Source organism: Caballeronia sp. LZ024 (assembly GCF_031451455.1).
GTDB lineage: Bacteria > Pseudomonadota > Gammaproteobacteria > Burkholderiales > Burkholderiaceae > Caballeronia > Caballeronia telluris.
Genome location: NZ_JARUXL010000001.1, coordinates 3263863 through 3281629, shown reverse-complemented (window position 1 = coordinate 3281629; position 17767 = coordinate 3263863). Strand labels below are relative to the sequence as shown.

At 63.4% G+C, this 17767-nt stretch carries 16 protein-coding genes; 4 read left to right on the top strand and 12 right to left on the bottom strand.

The features are described from left to right. Position 1: 1 nt before the first annotated feature. The 10 genes from QCE48_RS14860 to QCE48_RS14815 all read right to left on the bottom strand — a co-directional run bounded on the left by QCE48_RS14860 (position 2) and on the right by QCE48_RS14815 (position 12740). Positions 2 to 1057, bottom strand: coding sequence for a branched-chain amino acid ABC transporter permease (locus QCE48_RS14860; RefSeq protein WP_309786952.1), 1056 nt, complete (start codon positions 1055 to 1057; stop codon positions 2 to 4). A gap of 129 nt (positions 1058 to 1186) precedes the next feature. Continuing rightward, on the bottom strand, positions 1187 to 2359 hold the full coding sequence (locus QCE48_RS14855) for an ABC transporter substrate-binding protein (protein WP_309786954.1): 1173 nt from the start codon (positions 2357 to 2359) through the stop codon (positions 1187 to 1189). A 276-nt stretch (positions 2360 to 2635) separates the two neighbouring features. Further along, the gene (locus tag QCE48_RS14850; RefSeq protein ID WP_309786956.1) at positions 2636 to 3802 is read right to left on the bottom strand and encodes an ABC transporter substrate-binding protein; all 1167 of its coding nucleotides are present in this window, start codon (positions 3800 to 3802) and stop codon (positions 2636 to 2638) included. 507 nt (positions 3803 to 4309) lie between these two features. Next, on the bottom strand, positions 4310 to 5281 hold the full coding sequence (locus tag QCE48_RS14845) for a branched-chain amino acid ABC transporter permease (RefSeq protein ID WP_309786958.1): 972 nt from the start codon (positions 5279 to 5281) through the stop codon (positions 4310 to 4312). Beyond that, entirely contained in the window at positions 5281 to 6165 is an 885-nt protein-coding gene (locus QCE48_RS14840) for a branched-chain amino acid ABC transporter permease (protein WP_087631783.1), read from the bottom strand. Before QCE48_RS14840 ends, QCE48_RS14845 begins: the two co-directional genes overlap by 1 nt. 99 nt (positions 6166 to 6264) lie before the next feature. Continuing rightward, positions 6265 to 7485, bottom strand: coding sequence for an ABC transporter substrate-binding protein (locus tag QCE48_RS14835; protein ID WP_087631782.1), 1221 nt, complete (start codon positions 7483 to 7485; stop codon positions 6265 to 6267). 94 nt (positions 7486 to 7579) lie between these two features. Further along, positions 7580 to 8341 (bottom strand): ABC transporter ATP-binding protein, encoded by a 762-nt coding sequence (locus tag QCE48_RS14830; RefSeq protein WP_309786961.1) that lies wholly within the window; start codon positions 8339 to 8341, stop codon positions 7580 to 7582. Beyond that, positions 8338 to 9117: an ABC transporter ATP-binding protein gene (locus QCE48_RS14825; RefSeq protein WP_062631982.1), complete on the bottom strand. Its 780-nt coding sequence runs from the start codon at positions 9115 to 9117 to the stop codon at positions 8338 to 8340. The genes QCE48_RS14830 and QCE48_RS14825 overlap by 4 nt, the downstream gene beginning before the upstream one ends. 366 nt (positions 9118 to 9483) lie before the next feature. Continuing rightward, positions 9484 to 11160: a GMC family oxidoreductase N-terminal domain-containing protein gene (locus QCE48_RS14820; RefSeq protein WP_309786963.1), complete on the bottom strand. Its 1677-nt coding sequence runs from the start codon at positions 11158 to 11160 to the stop codon at positions 9484 to 9486. Between the two features lie 56 nt (positions 11161 to 11216). Further along, complete coding sequence (locus QCE48_RS14815) at positions 11217 to 12740, bottom strand: CoA-acylating methylmalonate-semialdehyde dehydrogenase (protein WP_309786964.1); 1524 nt, start codon at positions 12738 to 12740, stop codon at positions 11217 to 11219. Between the two features lie 136 nt (positions 12741 to 12876). Here QCE48_RS14815 and QCE48_RS14810 point away from each other — a divergent pair, with 136 nt between their 5' ends. Then, the gene (locus QCE48_RS14810; protein ID WP_309786965.1) at positions 12877 to 13779 is read left to right on the top strand and encodes a LysR family transcriptional regulator; all 903 of its coding nucleotides are present in this window, start codon (positions 12877 to 12879) and stop codon (positions 13777 to 13779) included. Between the two features lie 79 nt (positions 13780 to 13858). Next, positions 13859 to 14377: a class IV adenylate cyclase gene (locus QCE48_RS14805; protein WP_309786966.1), complete on the top strand. Its 519-nt coding sequence runs from the start codon at positions 13859 to 13861 to the stop codon at positions 14375 to 14377. A gap of 1 nt (position 14378) precedes the next feature. On the opposite strand, the gene QCE48_RS14800 is transcribed toward QCE48_RS14805, so the two are convergent. Together QCE48_RS14800 and QCE48_RS14795 are read right to left on the bottom strand one after the other, a co-directional pair. Beyond that, positions 14379 to 14870, bottom strand: coding sequence for an Lrp/AsnC family transcriptional regulator (locus QCE48_RS14800; RefSeq protein ID WP_309786967.1), 492 nt, complete (start codon positions 14868 to 14870; stop codon positions 14379 to 14381). A 209-nt stretch (positions 14871 to 15079) separates the two neighbouring features. Further along, positions 15080 to 15310: a DUF3717 domain-containing protein gene (locus QCE48_RS14795; protein WP_309788317.1), complete on the bottom strand. Its 231-nt coding sequence runs from the start codon at positions 15308 to 15310 to the stop codon at positions 15080 to 15082. 167 nt (positions 15311 to 15477) lie between these two features. Between QCE48_RS14795 and QCE48_RS14790 the strand changes: the two genes are divergently transcribed. Both QCE48_RS14790 and QCE48_RS14785 read left to right on the top strand, forming a co-directional pair. After that, the gene (locus tag QCE48_RS14790; RefSeq protein ID WP_087631775.1) at positions 15478 to 16164 is read left to right on the top strand and encodes a response regulator transcription factor; all 687 of its coding nucleotides are present in this window, start codon (positions 15478 to 15480) and stop codon (positions 16162 to 16164) included. Between the two features lie 80 nt (positions 16165 to 16244). Then, complete coding sequence (locus QCE48_RS14785) at positions 16245 to 17708, top strand: sensor histidine kinase N-terminal domain-containing protein (protein WP_309788318.1); 1464 nt, start codon at positions 16245 to 16247, stop codon at positions 17706 to 17708. The last annotated feature ends 59 nt before the right edge of the window (positions 17709 to 17767 follow it).

Genomic DNA, 17767 nt, shown 5'->3' with positions numbered 1-17767 from the left:
TTCACTCCTCTTCTTCTTCCGAATGCGGACTTGCCAGACTCCGCCACAGCAGCACCGGAATGATCAGCGTGAAAACGATCACCTCCTTGTAGGCACTCGCCCAGAACGACGAATACGATTCCAGCAGGCCGACGAGCAGCGAACCCGCCGCCGCCAGCGGATAGCTCACCAGACCGCCGACGATTGCGCCGACAAACCCCTTCAGGCCGATCAGGAAGCCGGAGTCGTAGTAAATCGTCGTGATCGGGGCAACCAGGACGCCGCAGAGCGCCCCGAGACCCGCTGCGAGCGTGAACGCCAGGCGCCCGGCTTGCGTCGTTCCTATGCCGACCAGACGCGCACCCAGCCGGTTCACCGACGTCGCCCTCAACGCCTTGCCCGAGATCGAGCGATCGAAGTAGAAATACAGCGCGACGATCAGCACGACAGCCGTGCCCACCACCCACAGGCTCTGGCCCGACACCGTTACCGAGCCAAGCGTGAAGTTGGCGTCCGAGAACGGTGTCGTGCGCGATCCTTCCGCGCCGAACATCACGAGCCCGAGGCCGACCATCGCGAAGTGCACCGCCACCGCGACGATCAGCAGCAACAGCGTGCTCGCCTCCGCGATCGGTTCATAGGCGAGGCGGTACACGAACGGCCCCATCGGCACGACGATCAGCAGCGTGAGCGCGATCTGCGCGACCATCGGCAGGGTTTGCATGAACACGCCCTGAGTGAGCGCATAGACCGCGACCGGGAACAGGAGATATTTGCCCGCGAGCGCCACGAGCGTGCGCGCAACGTGCCGATAACGCGACGGATGCCGCACGATGCCCGCTAATTCCGCGACGAAGCAGCCAGCGCCCATCGCGAGCAGCAGATAGCACGTCGCGGGGAGCTTCTGGGTTTGCAGCGCGGCGAGCGTGAGCGCGCCATACGCGACGAACTCGCCCTGCGGAATGAAGATGACGCGTGTCACGGAAAACACGAGCACCAGTGCGAGCGCGAGCAACGCGTAGATCGCGCCCGTGGTGATCCCGTCTTGCGCGAGAATCGCCGCAATCGATAAGTCCATACTTCCTCTTTGAAATCGGCACGCCGCGCGTAGAAGCGCGGCAAAACATGGGAAAGCGGCGCGCCGATCCACCCGGTGCGCCGCTTTCGACAACAAGACGCGCCCGGTCAACGGCGCGTCGAAAACGCGTCAGTCGTTCTGCAGCTTCCACTTCCCGTCGACGATCTGCACCATCACGCGCGCGCGGTCGTCGAAGCCGTTGTGATCGGTCGGCGTCATGTTCATGATGCCGTGCGCGACCGGAAGATCCTTGAGATTTTCCAGCGACGCGCGCAGCGCCTCGCGGAACGCTTCCGTGCCCGGCTGGGCCTTCTTCAGCGCTTCGGGAATCGCGCGCTGGAGCATCTGGCCCGCATCCCACGCGTGGCCGCCGAACGTCGAGAGCGAACCCGCGCCATAGGCCTTCTCATACGCGTTCTTATAGGCGGCCGACGACTTCTTCACCGGGTTGCTGTCCGGCAACTGATCGGTCACGAGCACCGGACCGGCGGGCAGCAGCTCGCCTTCACAATCCTTGCCGCACACGCGCAGGAAGTCGTTATTCGCGACGCCGTGCGTCTGATAGACCTTGCCCTTGAAACCGCGCTCCTTGAGCGCCTTCGCCGGCAGCGCGGAAGGCGTGCCCGCGCCCGCGATCAGCACCGCGTCCGGATTCGCGCCCATCGTCTTCAGCACTTGGCCGGTCACCGACGTATCGGTGCGGTTGTAGCGCTCGCTCGTGACGATCTTCAGCTTGTGCGCCGTGGCGGCCGCGCTGAACACGTTGTACCAGCCGTCGCCATAGGCATCCGCGAAGCCGATGAAGCCGACCGTCTTCACGCCGTGCTTTTCCATGTAGCTCGCAATGGCGTCGGCCATCAGCGCGTCGTTCTGCGGCGTCTTGAAGACCCACGCCTTCTTCGCGTCCATCGGCGAAATGATCGCCGCCGATGCCGCCATCGAGATCATCGGCGTCTTCGCCGACGACGCCGCGTCGATCATCGCCAGCGAGTTCGGCGTGACGGTCGAGCCGATGATCGCGTCGACGTGGTCTTCGTCGATCAGCTTGCGGGTGTTCTGCACGGCGCGGCTCGTGTCGGAGCCGTCGTCGAGCACGATGTACTCGACCGACTTGCCGCCGATTTCCTTCGGCAACAACGCGATCGTATTTTTCTCGGGAATGCCAAGCGATGCCGCCGGCCCCGTCGCCGAAAGCGTGACGCCAATCTTCACCTGCGCGAACGCGGCGCTGGCACCCGTGAGCGCGATGCCCGCGATTGCCAGTGCGATGCCCGTACGTACCCAGTGTTTTGTGGTTCTCATGACCTGTCTCCAAACGCGAATTGCTGTCGCGCACCCCGACGGTGCGCTGCTGCGAGTTGTTATCGAGTTGCCGCCGTTGCTGCTGCGTCAATCTATGTAGCGCATCAAAGCGTGCCTAGCATCGTTTTCCCTGACCGTGCACGCCGCCATCACTGCCCTACTCTCTCTTCACGGCCCGCTCTGCTCAATGCGTGCGGGCTTCTCGTTGCGCAGAAAAAAAGGCGCGTAGGAAGCAACGCGCCTTTGTTCTCCGGTTTCAATTCATGGTGTCGACGGTCAGTTGCTGACGAGCTTCCACTTCCCGCCGACGATCTCGACCATCACGCGCGCGCGCTGATCGAGGCCCGAGTGATCGTTCGCGCTCATGTTGACGATGCCATGCGACACGGCGAGATCCTTCGTGCCTTCGATGGCCGCGCGCAATGCCTCGCGAAACGCGGGCGTGCCTGGCTGGCCCTTCTTCAGCGCGAGCGGAATCGCGCGCTGCAGGATGAGACCCGCGTCCCATGCATGACCGCCGAAGGTCGAGACCGAACCCGCGCCGTTCGCGGCTTCGTAGGCCTTCTTATAAGCAAGCGCTGCCCTCTTCACGGGATTCGAATCGGGTAGTTGCTCGGCGACCAGAAGCGGTCCCGCCGGCAGGAACGTGCCCTCGCAATCCTTGCCGCACACGCGCAGGAAGTCGTTGTTCGCGACGCCGTGCGTCTGATAGATCTTGCCCTTGTAGTTGCGCTCCTTGAGCGTCTTTTGCGGCAGCGCGGCCGGCGTGCCGGCGCCGGCGATCAGCACCGCATCCGGATTCTGCGAGACGATCTTCAGCACCTGCCCCGTTACCGACGCGTCGTTACGCGCGAAGCGCTCGTTCGCGACGACCTTGATCTTCGCGAGATCGGCCGCCTTGCCGAACTCCTTGAACCAGCTCTCGCCATACGCGTCGGAGAAGCCGATGAACGCCACCGTCTTCACGCCATGATTCGACATGTGTTGCGCGATGGCCGTCGCCATCAGGATATCGTTCTGCGGCGTCTTGAAGACCCACGCACGCTTCGCGTCCATCGGCTCGACGATCGAAGCGGCCGCGGCCATCGAGATCATCGGCGTGGACGTTTCCGCGGCGACGTCGATCATCGCGAGCGAGTTCGGCACGACGGTCGAGCCGATTAGCGCGTCGACGTGATCTTCGCTCGTCAGCTTGCGTGCGTTCTTGACGGCCTGCGTGGAATCCGTGGCGTCGTCGAGCACGATGTATTGCACCTTTTGCCCCGCGATTTCCTTCGGCAATAATGCGACCGTATTTTTCTCCGGAATGCCGAGCGATGCAGCCGGACCCGTCGCGGAAACCGTTACGCCCACTTTGATGTCTGCGAAAACCGGCGTGCTGATGAAAACCGTACTACCCGCAGCGATCATCGCCGCCGCGGTCCAGCGCAATGCGAACTTCATGCCTTTTCTGCCCCGTGATTATTCGTGTGATTAACAACGGATTTGCGGAATTGAATCACCGACCACTCGGTCGGCGAATGGCGAGTGTAGCGGAGGCGAGCCGCGCGTAGCAAGCATTTTGAAGGGATATTGACCGCTCGCCGCTGCTTTCGAAAATGCCGCGAAATCCGCTCAAAATGATAAGGGAAAACGTGCATTAATCGGCGTTGAATTCAGCCGACAAAAGAGAAAACGATAACGCGAAAACAAATAAAAAAAGCGCTGTTGGAATCATCCAACAGCGCTTTTCGGTCGGGCACTTTGTGCCTCGTTGTCTCCTCGTTCTCCACCTCAAAAATTCGGTGCAACAGAACTAGGACGCATAGTAAATGGCGCAACGATCGATCACAACCTAGCATTTACCCTAGTGGTGCATAAAAGCACCTTAATTGGGCGATGTTTTATCGACATCCGCTAAACGCAGATAATCCTCTGCGACAGTTGATTCGGATCGCCAACCATTTCTGGCTATCCCTGCAACGGCCGCACACGCGCGATGATCTCGCCGACGATACCGCGCCGGAACGCCAGCACGCACGCGATGAAAATGATCCCCGTCACGATGGTCACCGATTCGCCGAACGAGTTGAACCAGTCGACGCCGGTGAGCCTCGCGAGCGCGCTGCCGATATCGCCGAGCCGGTTTTCCAGCGCCACGATGATCGCCGCGCCCAAGAGCGGCCCGAACATCGTGCTCATGCCGCCGACGAGCGTCATCAGCACGACGAGGCCCGACATCGTCCAGTAGGCGTCGCCGAGCGTCTCGAAACCGAGCACGACCACCTTCAGCGACCCCGCGAGACCCGCCAGCCCCGCCGACAGGATGAACGCCAGCAGCTTGAACCGCGCGGTGTCGTAGCCGAGCGAGATCGCGCGCGGCTCGTTCTCCTTGATCGCGATCAGCACCTGCCCGAACGGCGAATGCACGATTCGCACGATCAGCGCGAATGCCAGCACCATCACGACGAGCAGCACGTAGTAGAGCGTCAGGTCGGAGCCGAGGTCGATCGCGCCGAAAAGCTTGCCGCGCGGCACGCCTTGCAGGCCGTCCTCGCCATGCGTGAACGGCGCCTGCAGGAACACGAAGTAGACCATCTGCGCGAGCGCGAGCGTGATCATCGCGAAGTAGATGCCCTGGCGCCGGATCGCAAACAGCCCGACGACGAGCCCGAGCAGCGTCGCGACCGCCGTCCCCGCGATCACGCCGATCTCCGGCGTCGAGCCGAGCGTCTGGATCACGTAGCCGGTGGTGTAGCCGGCGCTCGCGAGGAACATCGCGTGACCGAACGAGAGCAGCCCCGTATAGCCGATCAGCAGGTTGAACGCCGCGGCGAAGAGCGCGAAACACAGCACCTTCATCATGAACACGGGATACACGCCCGCGAACGGCGCGGCGATCAGGCCGATCAGCAACAACGCGTAGAGCGCTTTTCTCTGCATCATTTTTCCTTGCCGAAGAGTCCTGCCGGGCGCACCAGGAGGACGAGCGCCATGATGACGAAGACGACCGTCGCGGACGCTTCCGGATAGAACACGCGCGTCAGACCTTCGATCACGCCGAGCAGCAGCCCGGTCAAGATCGAGCCCATGATCGACCCCATGCCGCCGATCACGACGACCGCGAACACGGTGATGATCATCGACTGGCCCATCAGCGGCGACACCTGGATCACCGGCGCCGCGAGCACGCCGGCGAACGCCGCGAGCGCCACGCCGAAACCGTAGGTGAGCGTGACCATCAGCGGCACGTTGATGCCGAACGCTTCGACGAGCTTCGGGTTCTCCGTGCCCGCGCGCAGGTAGGCGCCAAGGCGCGTCTTTTCGATCACGAACCAGGTCGCGAAGCAGACGATGAGCGATGCCACCACCACCCACGCCCGATAGTTCGGCAGGAACATGAAGCCGAGATTGGTCGCGCCGGACAGGAGCGCCGGCACGTCGTAGGGCTGCCCCGAAGAGCCGTAGACGGAGCGGAACACGCCTTCGATCACGAGCGTGATGCCGAACGTGAGCAGGAGGCCATAGAGGTGATCGAGCTTGTAGAGCCAGCGCAGCATCGTGCGTTCGATCACCATGCCGAACACGCCGACGATCACCGGCGCGAGCAGCAGCATCGCCCAGTACGGCACGTTGAAATACGAGAAGCCCATCCAGGTGAGCATGGCGCCCAGCATGAACAACGCGCCGTGCGCGAAGTTGATCACGTTGAGCAAGCCGAAGATCACCGCGAGGCCGAGACTCAGGATCGCGTAGAACGAGCCGTTGACCAGCCCGAGCAGCAACTGGCTCATCATCGCGGCGAGCGGAATGCCGAAAATTTCCATCGAATCTGCCGTCAGAGTGGTTTTGGCGCGGAAACGGCGGCACGCGGCAAGTTACAGCCGCGCGCCGTTGCGTCCCGCTCGTGCACGACTCATGCAGAACTACTTCCAGAGCTTGCAACGCGACTCGGCTTTGGTCCCGAACGCCTGCTCGCCGGGAATCGTCGCGGTGACCTTGTAGTAGTCCCACGGCTCCTTCGATTCCGACGGCTTCTTCACTTCCATCAGGTACATGTCGTGGATCATGCTGCCGTCTTCGCGGATGTAGCCCTTCGCGTAGAAGTCGTTGATCTTTGCCTTGTGCAGCTGCTCCATGACCTTGTCGCTGTCGGTCGTGCCCGCCGCCTGCACCGCCTTCAGGTAGGTCGTGACCGCGGAGTAGTCGGCGGCCTGCAGGCTCGACGGCATCTTCTTCATCTTGCCGAAGTAGCGCTGCGCCCACTTGCGCGCGGCGTCGTCCTTGTTCCAGTACCAGCTGTCGGTGGCGACGAGACCTTGCGTCGTTTCCAGTCCCAGGCTGTGGATGTCGTTGATGAAGATGAGCAGCGCGGCGAGCTTCATCGTCTTCGTGACGCCGAATTCCTTCGCGGCCTTGATCGAGTTGATCGTGTCGCCGCCCGCGTTCGCGAGGCCGAGCACCTGCGCCTTCGACCCTTGCGCCTGCAACAGGAACGACGAGAAATCCGACGCCGACAACGGGTGACGCACCGCGCCGAGCACCTGTCCGCCGTTGGCCTTCACCACGTCGGACGTGTTCTTTTCCAGCGCCTTGCCGAACGCGTAGTCGGCGGTGAGGAAGTACCACGACTTGCCGCCCTGCTTGGTCACGGCCGAGCCCGTGCCCTTCGCGAGCGCCATCGTGTCGTACGCATAGTGGACCGTGTACGGCGAACACTGCTCGTTGGTCAGGTTGTCTGCGCCCGCGCCGATGTTGATGTACGGCGTCTTCTTCTCCGCCGCGACCTGCGCGGTGGAAAGCGCGGTCGCCGAGTTGGTGCCGCCGATGATGACATTCACGCCGTCGCGGTCGATCCATTCGCGCGAACGCGAGGCCGCGATGTCCGCCTTGTTCTGGTGGTCCGCGTAGACGAGTTCGATCGGCTTGCCGTTGACCTTACCGCCGAAGTCGGCGATCGCCATGCGGATCGCTTCGAGGCCGCCTTGACCGTCGATGTCGGCATAGAGACCCGACAAGTCCGTGACGAAACCGATCTTCACCGTATTGCCGTCGGCGGCCTGAGCGCTGCCCGCCGTCAATGCAACGCCCGCCGCCGCAGCCGCAAAGCAAAGGGAAGAGAGGCGCGCGAGAGTCTTCTTTTTCATTCCAGTCTCCATGGGTTTATGGTTGTTGCCTGTGCGCTTGCCGCGCATTCACGCGCGCGGCACCGGTGCTGAACCACGGCGAACCGTCGAACGGTCACACCCCGAGCAGTTCGTGCAGCACCGGCATCTTCGCTTCGAGTTCCCCTGCGTTGAAATGCTCGACGATATTCCCGTGCTCCATCACATAGAAGCGATCGGCGAGCGGCGCCGCAAAGCGAAAATTCTGTTCGACCATCACGATCGTGTAGCCGCGCGACTTGAGCATCAGGATCATGCGCGCGAGCGCCTGCACGATCACGGGCGCGAGTCCTTCCGAGATCTCGTCGAGCAAAAGCAGATTCGCGCCGGTGCGCAGGATGCGCGCGACCGCGAGCATCTGCTGTTCGCCGCCCGAGAGCCGCGTGCCCTGGCTCGCACGGCGTTCCGCGAGGTTCGGAAACATCGAATAGATTTCGTCGAGCGACATGCTGGCCTTCTCGTCGCCGACGAGCGGCGGCAGCATGAGGTTTTCCTCGCACGAGAGGCTCGAAAAGATGCCGCGCTCTTCCGGGCAATAGCCGATGCCGCAATGCGCGATCTTGTGCGTCGGCATGCCAATGGTTTCGCGCCCGCCGACGCGGATCGATCCGGTGCGGCGGCCGGTGAGGCCCATGATCGCGCGCAGCGTCGTGGTGCGTCCGGCGCCGTTGCGTCCGAGCAGCGTGACGACTTCACCGCGATTCACCTTCAGATCGACGCCATGCAGGATGTGCGATTCCCCGTACCACGCCTGTAGCCCGGCAATTTCGAGCGCGGGATCGTTGCCCGTTGCGCCGCGCTGATCGAGCGGGCGTCGTTCCTCCACGATCGTGCTCATGCGTGCGCTCCTGTCAGCGCGGCGTCGGCGCTGCCCATGTAGGCTTCCATCACGAGCGGATTCTTCGACACTTCCGCGTAGTTGCCTTCGGCCAGCACTTCGCCGCGCTGAAGCACGGTGATGGTGTCGGAGATGCCCGCGATCACGTTCATGTTGTGCTCGACCATCAGGATCGTGCGGCCGACCGAGACCTTCTTGATGAGCGCCGTCACACGATCGACATCTTCGTGGCCCATGCCTTGCGTCGGTTCGTCGAGCAGCATCAGTTCGGGCTCCATCGAGAGCGTGGTCGCGATTTCGAGCGCGCGTTTGCGGCCATACGAGAGCTCGACCGTCTTCGTGTCGGCGAAATCGGTGAGGCCCACTTGCGTAAGCAGATCCATCGCGCGGTCATTGAGGCTGTCGAGCGATCGCTCGCTGCGCCAGAAATGAAACGACGTGCCGAGTTGCCGCTGCAATCCGATGCGCACGTTTTGCAACACGGTCAGATGCGGAAAGACGGCGGAGATCTGGAACGAGCGGATCACGCCGCGTCGCGCGATATGCGCGGGACGTTCGCGTGTGATGTCGGCGCCGTTGAAGACGATTTGTCCGGCCGTCGGTTCGAGAAACTTGGTGAGCAGGTTGAAGCAGGTCGTCTTGCCCGCGCCGTTCGGTCCGATCAGCGCATGGATCGAGCCGCGGCGCACGCGCAGGTTCACGCCATTCACGGCGGTGAAGCCTTTGAATTCTTTTGTGAGGCCACGCGTTTCGAGAATCGTGTCGCCGAGAATCATGTCCCCTTCCATGCGAAATGAGGGCGAAGCAAAGTGTTCACCCGCGCGTTGTTTTGGTTTCTTCGCGCGTGCCCGAACGTGCGTTACTCAGGATCTTCGGTGCTGTCGCCGCGGATTGCGTGCTGCACAAACACAGCACGCGACAAACCGGGTATGCATTGCCTCGGTGCCATTGTCGCGCCAATGATGCAGCGCAATCATCGGGATTTGCACTTAGTAAGCTTGGACGATTAGAGCGCTTATTCCAGCAGCAGCAATACAAATCATGCGTCGGCTAGAGAAACGCGAGCGGCCCCGCGAGAGGAGCCGTTTCGAGAATGGCGCGACGATTGCTGACGCAGGCCGGTCAGCAACCTGTCGCGCGTGTCATGCAAGCGCGGTCGCGATCACTTCCTGCACATCGACATGGCGCCGGTCCGCGCGGATCATTTCGCTCGCGCGTTCCGCGATCATGAGGGTCGGCGAGTTGGTGTTACCTGATGTGATGGTCGGCATGACCGATGCGTCGACGATGCGCAGTCCGCGCAGCCCGATCACGCGCAGGCGGCTGTCGACCACGGCGGCGGGATCGTTGTCCGCGCCCATGCGGCACGTGCCGACCGGATGGAAGATGGTCGTGCCAATCTTGCCGGCCGCCTGGGCGAGTTCCTCGTCGGTCTGGAAAGCGACGCCCGGCAGGATCTCCTGCGGCGAATAGCGCGCGAGCGCCGGTGCCGCCGCAATGCGCCGTGTGAGGCGCAGCGCATTGGCGGCCACCTCGCGATCGCGCTCCGTCGACAGATAATTCGGCGCGATCAGCGGCGCCTTGTGCGCATCGGGCGAGGCAATGTGGACGCTGCCGCGCGAGGTCGGACGCAACGGACACACCGACGCCGTGAACGCATTGAACGCATGCAGCGGTTCACCGAAGCGGTCGAGCGACAGCGGCTGCACGTGATATTCGAGGTCGGGCCGCGTGATCGACGCGTCGTTTGCATTGGACTTCGCGAACGCGCCGAGCTGCGACGGCGCCATCGACATCGGTCCGCTGCGCATGAGCGCATATTGCAGTCCGATGAAAAGCTTGCCCCACCAGTGTGCGGACAGCGTGTTGAGCGTGCGCACGCCGTTCACCTTGTAGGCCATACGCAACTGCAGATGGTCCTGCAGGTTTTCGCCGACGCCGCGCAGATCGCGCACCACGTCGATGCCGAGCCGCTGCAGCCGCGCGCCATTGCCGACGCCGGACAGTTCGAGGATCTGCGGCGAATTCACCGCGCCCGCGCTCAGGATCACTTCGTAGCGCGCCTTCGCGAGGTAGTCGACATCGCCGCCGCGATAATCCACGCCGACGCAGCGATTGCCTTCGAAGATGAGCCGCTGCGTATGAGCGCCCGTGATCGTCGTCAGGTTCGGGCGCTTCATCGCGGTGCGCAGGAAGGCCTTCGATGCATTCCAGCGGATGCCGCTTTTCTGGTTCACGTCGAAATAGCCAACGCCCGTGTTGTCGCCGCGATTGAAGTCGTCGGTGGCGGGGATGCCGGTTTGCTGCGCGGCCTGCGAAAACGTTTCGAGGATCTTCCACTTGAGCCGCTGCTTCTCAACGCGCCATTCGCCGCCCGCGCCATGGAATTCGCTCGCGCCGCCGTAGTGATCTTCGCTGCGCCTGAAGACGGGCAACACCGAATCCCACGACCAGTTGGGGTCTCCCGTGACGTGCGCCCAGTCGTCGTAGTCCTCGCGCTGGCCGCGCATGTAGATCATGCCGTTGATCGACGAGCATCCGCCGAGTACGCGTCCGCGCGGATAAGAAAGCGCGCGGCCATCGAGACCCGCTTCGGCTTGCGTCTTGTAGAGCCAGTCGGTGCGCGGATTGCCGATGCAATACAGATAACCGACGGGCACGTGAATCCAGTGATAGTCGTCCTTGCCGCCGGCTTCGAGCAGCAGCACGCTCACTTCGGGATCTTCGCTCAGGCGATTCGCCAGCACGCAGCCGGCCGTACCCGCCCCGACGATGATGTAGTCGAATTCGCCTTCGAGCTTTCGCGCGTTCTGTTTCATGCTTGTCTCCTTGTCGGGCAGCGTTGGCGCTTGCTCCGCTCTCATGCAGGGCGTTCTTATTTTGCAACCGGCATCGTGAACTCCGCGCCCTTCGCGATGCTGTCCGGCCAACGCTGCATCACGCTCTTGTAGCGCGTGTAGAAGCGCACGCCTTCCTCGCCGTAGGCGTGGTGATCGCCGAAGAGCGAGCGCTTCCAGCCGCCGAACGAGTGCCATGCCATCGGCACCGGAATCGGCACGTTGATGCCGACCATGCCGACCTTGATCTGTCGCGAGAACGCGCGCGCGACGCCGCCGTCCGACGTGTAGCACGACACGCCATTCCCGAACTCATGCCGGTTGATCAGTTCGACCGCGCTCGCCAGGTCCGGCACGCGCACGACGCACAGCACCGGTCCGAAGATCTCTTCCTTGTAGATGGTGCTGTCGGTGCTGACTTCATCGAAGAGCGTGCCGCCGAGGAAGAAGCCGTTCTCGTGACCATCGACCTTGTGTCCGCGGCCATCGACGACCAGCTTCGCGCCGGACTTCGCCCCCGCATCGATATAGCCTTCCACCTTTGCGCGATGCGCGCCGGTGACGAGCGGGCCCATCTCCGCGTCGCGTTCCATGCCGTTCTTGATGACGAGCGATTTCACGCGCGGCACGAGGCGCTCGACCAGCTCATCGGCGATATGGCCGACCGCGACCGCCACCGAAATCGCCATGCAGCGCTCGCCAGCCGACCCGTAGGCCGAACCCATCAGCGCATCGACGGCCTGATCGAGATCGGCATCGGGCATCACGACGAGATGATTCTTCGCCCCGCCCAGCGCCTGCACGCGCTTGCCCTGCTTCGTGCCCTCCGTGTAAATGTATTCGGCGATCGGCGTCGAGCCGACGAACGACAGCGCTTCCACATCGCGATGCGCGAGCAGTGCGTCGACCGCAGTCTTGTCGCCGTGAACGACGTTGAACACGCCGTCGGGCAAACCGGCTTCCTTGAGCAATTCCGCAAGACGAATCGACGCCGACGGATCGCGCTCCGAGGGCTTCAGCACGAAGGTGTTGCCCGTCGCGATGGCGATCGGGAACATCCAGCACGGCACCATCATCGGGAAGTTGAACGGCGTGATGCCGGCGACCACGCCGAGCGGCTGCCGCAGATTCCAGTTGTCGATGCCGCCGCCGATCTGATCGGTGAAATCGGTCTTCAGGAGGTTCGGAACGCCGCACGCGAATTCGACGATCTCGATGCCGCGCATCACTTCGCCGTAGGCGTCGGTGAACACCTTGCCGTGCTCGCGCGTGATGATTTCGGCGAGTTCGTCGTGATGCCGGTCGAGCAGTTCCTTGAATTTGAACATCACGCGAGCGCGCTTGATCGGCGCGGTCTCGCTCCAGGCGGGAAACGCCGCGTGGGCGGCGGCGACCGCGGTATCGACTTCGGCGACGCTCGCAAGCGGAACGCGCGATGTGACCTCGCCTGTCGCGGGATTGAAGACGTCGCCGAAGCGCTCGCTCGTGCCTTCGGTTCGCTCGCCACCGATGAAATGCGTCAGCGCCGCAGCGCGCGTTTCGCTGTTATGTGTCTCGCTCATGTGCTCCTCCTGTATCGACCGCGCAAGATGATTGCCGGAAGCCGGTCTTTGACCGATGAAGAAGCGTACCGCCGCAGCAGTCCCCAATCCAATGAGATATGTTCAATAGAGATATAAGACACGCTAATATCAGCGCATGGACTACACCCTGCTCCGCGCGTTCGTCACGGTGGCCCGCGAAGGCAATCTCACGCGGGCGGCCGCGCACCTGCATCTGACGCAGCCCGCCGTAAGCCTGCAAATCAAGAATCTGCAGGAGTTGCTCGGCATCGGACTGTTTTCGCGGACCTCGCACGGACTGCTGCTCACGCGCGACGGCGAGGCGCTCCTGCCACACGCCGAACGCGCGCTCGCGGCCGCGAACGAGGTGCAGCGCGCCGCTGCTGCACTGCGGCACGAAGTGCGCGGACGGCTGCGCATCGGCACGATTCTCGATCCGGATTTTTTGCGGCTCGGCGGATTTTTGCGGCAACTCGTCGAAACCCATCCGCAGATCGAGACGGCGCTCAGGCACGGCATGTCCGGCTGGGTGCTGGAGCGCGTGAAGGCGCGCGATCTCGACGTCGGGTTTTATATCGGCGATCCCGATACGGACGATCCGCGCGACGCCGGCCGGTTTCACGTCGTGACGCTGACGTCGTATCTGTATCGCGTGCTGGCGCCGGCCGGCTGGCACAACCGCGTGAACAAGGGCAAGCGCGACTGGGCGGCGCTCGCCAGGCTGCCGTGGATCTGGACGCCGCCCGAATCGGCGCACAACCGGCTGCTCTCGCGCGTGTTCGCGGCGGCGGGCGCGACGCCGGTGATCGTCGCCGAGGTGGATCAGGAGCCGTCGATGCTCGATCTCGTGAAATCGGGCGTCGGCCTCACGCTCGCCCGCGATTCGATCGCGCTCGCGCAGGCGCATGCGCACGCGCTGACGATCGTCGAAGGTATGACCGTGCCCACTCAACTGTCGTTCATCGCGCTTGCCGAGCGTCGCGAGGAGCCGGTGATCGCGGCCGCGCTGCGCCTGATCGACGATCAATGGTCGAGGTAAGTGCCGGTTCAAGCGCCGGTCATCGAAACTTTGCTAGTCTAAGTCTCTTTCTCCAACCGGCTTCGAGGAGTTTTTGCCCATGGCACGCAACATCGAAATCAAGGCCCGCGCCCATCAGTTCGACGCGCTTCGCGAACGTGCCGCCGCACTCGCCTCCGACGCGCCGCTGATTTTTCGCCAGCAGGACTTTTTCTACGACGTCCCGACCGGACGCCTCAAGCTGCGCCAGTTCGACGACGGCACGCCGTCCGAGCTGATCTTCTATCAGCGCGACGACCGTGACGGTCCGAAAGTCTCCTATTACTCGCGCAGCCCGGTGACCAACGCCGAGGCGATGCACACGCTGCTCGCGCAGGCGCTGACGACGCGCGGCATCGTCTCGAAGGAACGTCACGTCTATCTGGTCGGGCGCACGCGCATTCATCTGGACCGCGTCGACGGTCTCGGCGATTTCATCGAACTGGAGGTGCTGCTCGGCCAGGACGACGACGAAGCCGCCGGCGAGCAGGAAGCGCACGACATGTTCGCGCGGCTGGGCATCGGGGAGAACGACCTCGTGCCGGTCGCTTACGTGGATCTGCTCGCGCAGCCGGCGTGAGTCAGGACGCGGTGTCGCCGCCGGAGAGATGTCCGAGCGGCAGCGGCCCGTTGCGCTTGAACGTCGTCAGCACGATATTCGAGCGCACGCTGTCGACGCCCGGCACGCGCATCAGCTTCTTCATCACGAACGACGAAAGCGCGGAAAGATCGGGCGCTACGATGCGCAACAGATAATCGGCGTCACCGACCGTTGCGTGGCATTCGAGCACTTCCGGCAGCGATTCGATCTGCTGCTGGAACTGCTCGATCACGGAATCGCCGTGGTGCTTGAGCTTCAGACTCGTGAACGCGGTCACGCCAAGACCAAGCTTCTCGGGGCGCAACATCACGCGATATCCCTCGATCACGCCCGTCGACTCCAGCCGTTGCAGGCGACGTCCAATCTGTGAAGGCGACAGCGGCACTTGCTCGCCCAACTGCTGATGCGTCGCGCGCCCGAAGCGCTGAAGGACGTCGAGAAGCGCGAGATCGAAGTGATCGAGATCAATCATGAGGATTTTGTGCATTTATCGGCTGAATGCGCGAGTTTAATGCACGGCGGCTTCTCCCGAAACCTCACCCTACATTCGCAAGGTTCGTAACGTCCCTATTACCAACGGTAACAAGCCTGAAAGCGTTCGAAACAGCCAATAATCAGGAAAAATGGGTGTTTCGAAAGCAAAATCGACTATTTTTGAAAGCTCGAAACGCCGCCAGGCTTTCACCCGGAAAGGCCCGTTCTCGCCCGCTCGTAAGCTTCCCACGCCGCCCGGGCTTTGGGGTCCACACGCTCTGCCGGCATCGATGTGGCACGCTGTACAATCAGCAGCGCATAAGGCCTGGACAGCGCGCTCGCCTCGTCACACAGACTCAGTTCATCCCCGCTCGACGGCGAGCGATTGCGCCAGAAGTTGATCGCAGCTTCGAGTTCGTGAATCGGGATGTCGGACATGTCCGGGCAGAGAGTAATCGGTTCACGACTTCCGCGGCCCTGAGCGCCGCGCGTGCCGCCTTTGACGTAAGCGTTTTTGATCTGGCCCGAACCCGCGCCGCCGCGTCGATCCTTCTCGCCGGCCTGGCGCCCGTCCGAGCTCAACCCATTGTACTTGAGCGACTTTCATGCGAATCCTTCTGATCGAAGACGACCGCCCCATCGCGCGCGGCATTCAAAGCAGCCTGGAACAATCCGGCTTCACCGTCGATATGGTTCACGACGGCATCTTCGCCGAGCAGGCGCTTGCGCAAAATCGCCATGAACTGGTGATTCTCGATCTCGGCCTGCCGGGCATCGACGGCATGACGCTGCTCGCGCGCTTTCGCCAGAGCAACCGCCATACGCCGGTCATCATCCTCACCGCGCGCGACGAACTGCACGACCGCGTGCAGGGCCTGAACAGCGGCGCCGACGACTACATGCTCAAGCCGTTCGAAGCGCAGGAACTGGAAGCGCGCATCCGGGCCGTGATGCGCCGAAGCGGTCCGCACGGCGACGTGCCGCGTCCCGAAGTGACGCTGGGCGGACTGCGCCTGTCGGGCGTCGATCGCCGCATCTTCAACGACGAAAAGCCGCTCGAACTGTCGCCGCGCGAATTCGCGGTGCTCGAAATGCTGCTACTGCGCCACGGCCGCGTGGTCAGCAAGGCGCAACTTCAGGATCACCTCACGCATTTCGGCGGCGACCTCGGCGATACCGCGATCGAAGTGTATGTGCATCGCGTGCGCAAAAAGCTCGAAAACACGCGGGTGGAGATCGTGACGGTGCGCGGCTTCGGCTATCTGCTGCAGGAAATCCGGCAGGCCGCGTGAGCGCCCGTCCGTAGAACGCCTTGCGATTCCCCACCCGGCGCGCGAGCGATGAACGTTTCGCTCGCGACGACTGGCTTCACCTGGCGCGCACGAAGGTGACCAGTCACTCCCCTCCGCCGAGCCTCCGGCGATCTCTGCTGCGCCGTCTCGCGGCGCCGCTGTCCCTGCTCGCGCTGATGAGCGGCCTGATGGCGTACTGGCTTGCGTGGCAGTACACGCAGCACGTCGTCGACCGGTCGCTCGCCGATCTCGCCACTGCCATCTCGCGGCAAATTCAGTTAGCCGGCGTCGATGCGCCCGTGACCGTGCCGCCGCTCGCGCAGGCAATGTTCTCGGATCCCGTCGAGCAACTGATCTACCGCATCAGCGACGGCGAGAATGAAATCGCCGGCGAGCCCGACCTGCCGCTGACCGGCACGAGCGTGCGCCGCATCCACTACGCCTATGTCTTCGAGACGCACTATCAGGGCATGAGCGTGCGCGCGGCGCAGGTGCGCGTCGACCAGCCGCACGGTAATCCGATCGTCGTGGAAGTGGCGCAGCGCGTCGGCTCCCGATACCGGATCGCGGTCGAGTTTCTGGTCGCGATCATGATGCCGCTTCTGCTGCTGCTGCTCGCGGGCTGGGTGATCGTGTGGCGCGTCGTGAACCAGCAGCTCAATCCGCTGACCGATCTCGCCGATACGCTCAATCAGCAGACCCACACGTCGCTCGAACCCGTCGACGAAACGCTCGTGCCGGTCGAAATCCGGCCGCTTACGAGCGCAATGAACGCGCTGCTCGATCGCCTGAAGACCGCGCTCGATGCGCAGCGCAAGTTCATCGCCGACGCCGCGCATCAGTTGCGCACGCCGCTCACCGCCGTGAAGCTGCACGCCGACCAGGCGCTGACCGCCCGCGATCCGGCGAAGGCGCTCGAAGCGGTGAAGGAACTGCGGGCCTCCGCCGATCGCGCGGTGCGGCTGTCCAATCAGTTGCTGTCGCTCGCGCGCGCGGAGCCGGGCGAACAGGCCGCGCGTTTCGTCGATTTCGATCTCGCCGCGCTCGCGTTCGAAACCGGCGCCGAATGGGTGCCGCGCGCGCTTGCCGCCGGTGTCGATCTGGGCTTCCAGCGCCTCGACGATCCCGACAACCAAGATCCGCTGATCGTGCGCGGCAACGTCGTGCTGGTGCGCGAGGTGATCGCGAACCTGATCGACAACGCGCTCAAGTACATTCCGCCGTTCCGCCAGGACGGCGCCCGCGTGACCGTGAGCGTGACAGCGTGGCGCGACGAGGCGGACCGGCCGTTCGGCGAGATCGTGGTGGAAGACAACGGCCCGGGCGTGCCGCACGACCAGCAGCCCGATCTCTTCAAGCGCTTCTTTCGCGGCGACGGGCAGACCATCGAAGGCGGCGCCGGCCTCGGACTCGCGATCGTCCACGACATCATGGCGCTGCACGGCGGCAGCGTGCATTACGAAGACGCGCCGGAAGGCGGCGCCTGCTTCGTCGTGCGCATGCCATTGAAACCGCGTGCGCCCGCAGCGGCGAGCGCCGCATAAAAAAATGCCACGGCATCGCTGCCGTGGCATTCGCTTCCGACGAAGCGCCCGGGAAACAC

Bases quoted from the DNA above. Each gene is read 5' to 3' on its own strand.
- QCE48_RS14860 (WP_309786952.1), bottom strand. From the start codon at position 1,057: ATGGACTTATCGATTGCGGCGATTCTCGCGCAAGACGGGATCACCACG.
- QCE48_RS14855 (WP_309786954.1), bottom strand. From the start codon at position 2,359: ATGAGAACCACAAAACACTGGGTACGTACGGGCATCGCACTGGCAATC.
- QCE48_RS14850 (WP_309786956.1), bottom strand. From the start codon at position 3,802: ATGAAGTTCGCATTGCGCTGGACCGCGGCGGCGATGATCGCTGCGGGT.
- QCE48_RS14845 (WP_309786958.1), bottom strand. From the start codon at position 5,281: ATGCAGAGAAAAGCGCTCTACGCGTTGTTGCTGATCGGCCTGATCGCC.
- QCE48_RS14840 (WP_087631783.1), bottom strand. From the start codon at position 6,165: ATGGAAATTTTCGGCATTCCGCTCGCCGCGATGATGAGCCAGTTGCTG.
- QCE48_RS14835 (WP_087631782.1), bottom strand. From the start codon at position 7,485: ATGAAAAAGAAGACTCTCGCGCGCCTCTCTTCCCTTTGCTTTGCGGCT.
- QCE48_RS14830 (WP_309786961.1), bottom strand. From the start codon at position 8,341: ATGAGCACGATCGTGGAGGAACGACGCCCGCTCGATCAGCGCGGCGCA.
- QCE48_RS14825 (WP_062631982.1), bottom strand. From the start codon at position 9,117: ATGATTCTCGGCGACACGATTCTCGAAACGCGTGGCCTCACAAAAGAA.
- QCE48_RS14820 (WP_309786963.1), bottom strand. From the start codon at position 11,160: ATGAAACAGAACGCGCGAAAGCTCGAAGGCGAATTCGACTACATCATC.
- QCE48_RS14815 (WP_309786964.1), bottom strand. From the start codon at position 12,740: ATGAGCGAGACACATAACAGCGAAACGCGCGCTGCGGCGCTGACGCAT.
- QCE48_RS14810 (WP_309786965.1), top strand. From the start codon at position 12,877: ATGGACTACACCCTGCTCCGCGCGTTCGTCACGGTGGCCCGCGAAGGC.
- QCE48_RS14805 (WP_309786966.1), top strand. From the start codon at position 13,859: ATGGCACGCAACATCGAAATCAAGGCCCGCGCCCATCAGTTCGACGCG.
- QCE48_RS14800 (WP_309786967.1), bottom strand. From the start codon at position 14,870: ATGATTGATCTCGATCACTTCGATCTCGCGCTTCTCGACGTCCTTCAG.
- QCE48_RS14795 (WP_309788317.1), bottom strand. From the start codon at position 15,310: ATGTCCGACATCCCGATTCACGAACTCGAAGCTGCGATCAACTTCTGG.
- QCE48_RS14790 (WP_087631775.1), top strand. From the start codon at position 15,478: ATGCGAATCCTTCTGATCGAAGACGACCGCCCCATCGCGCGCGGCATT.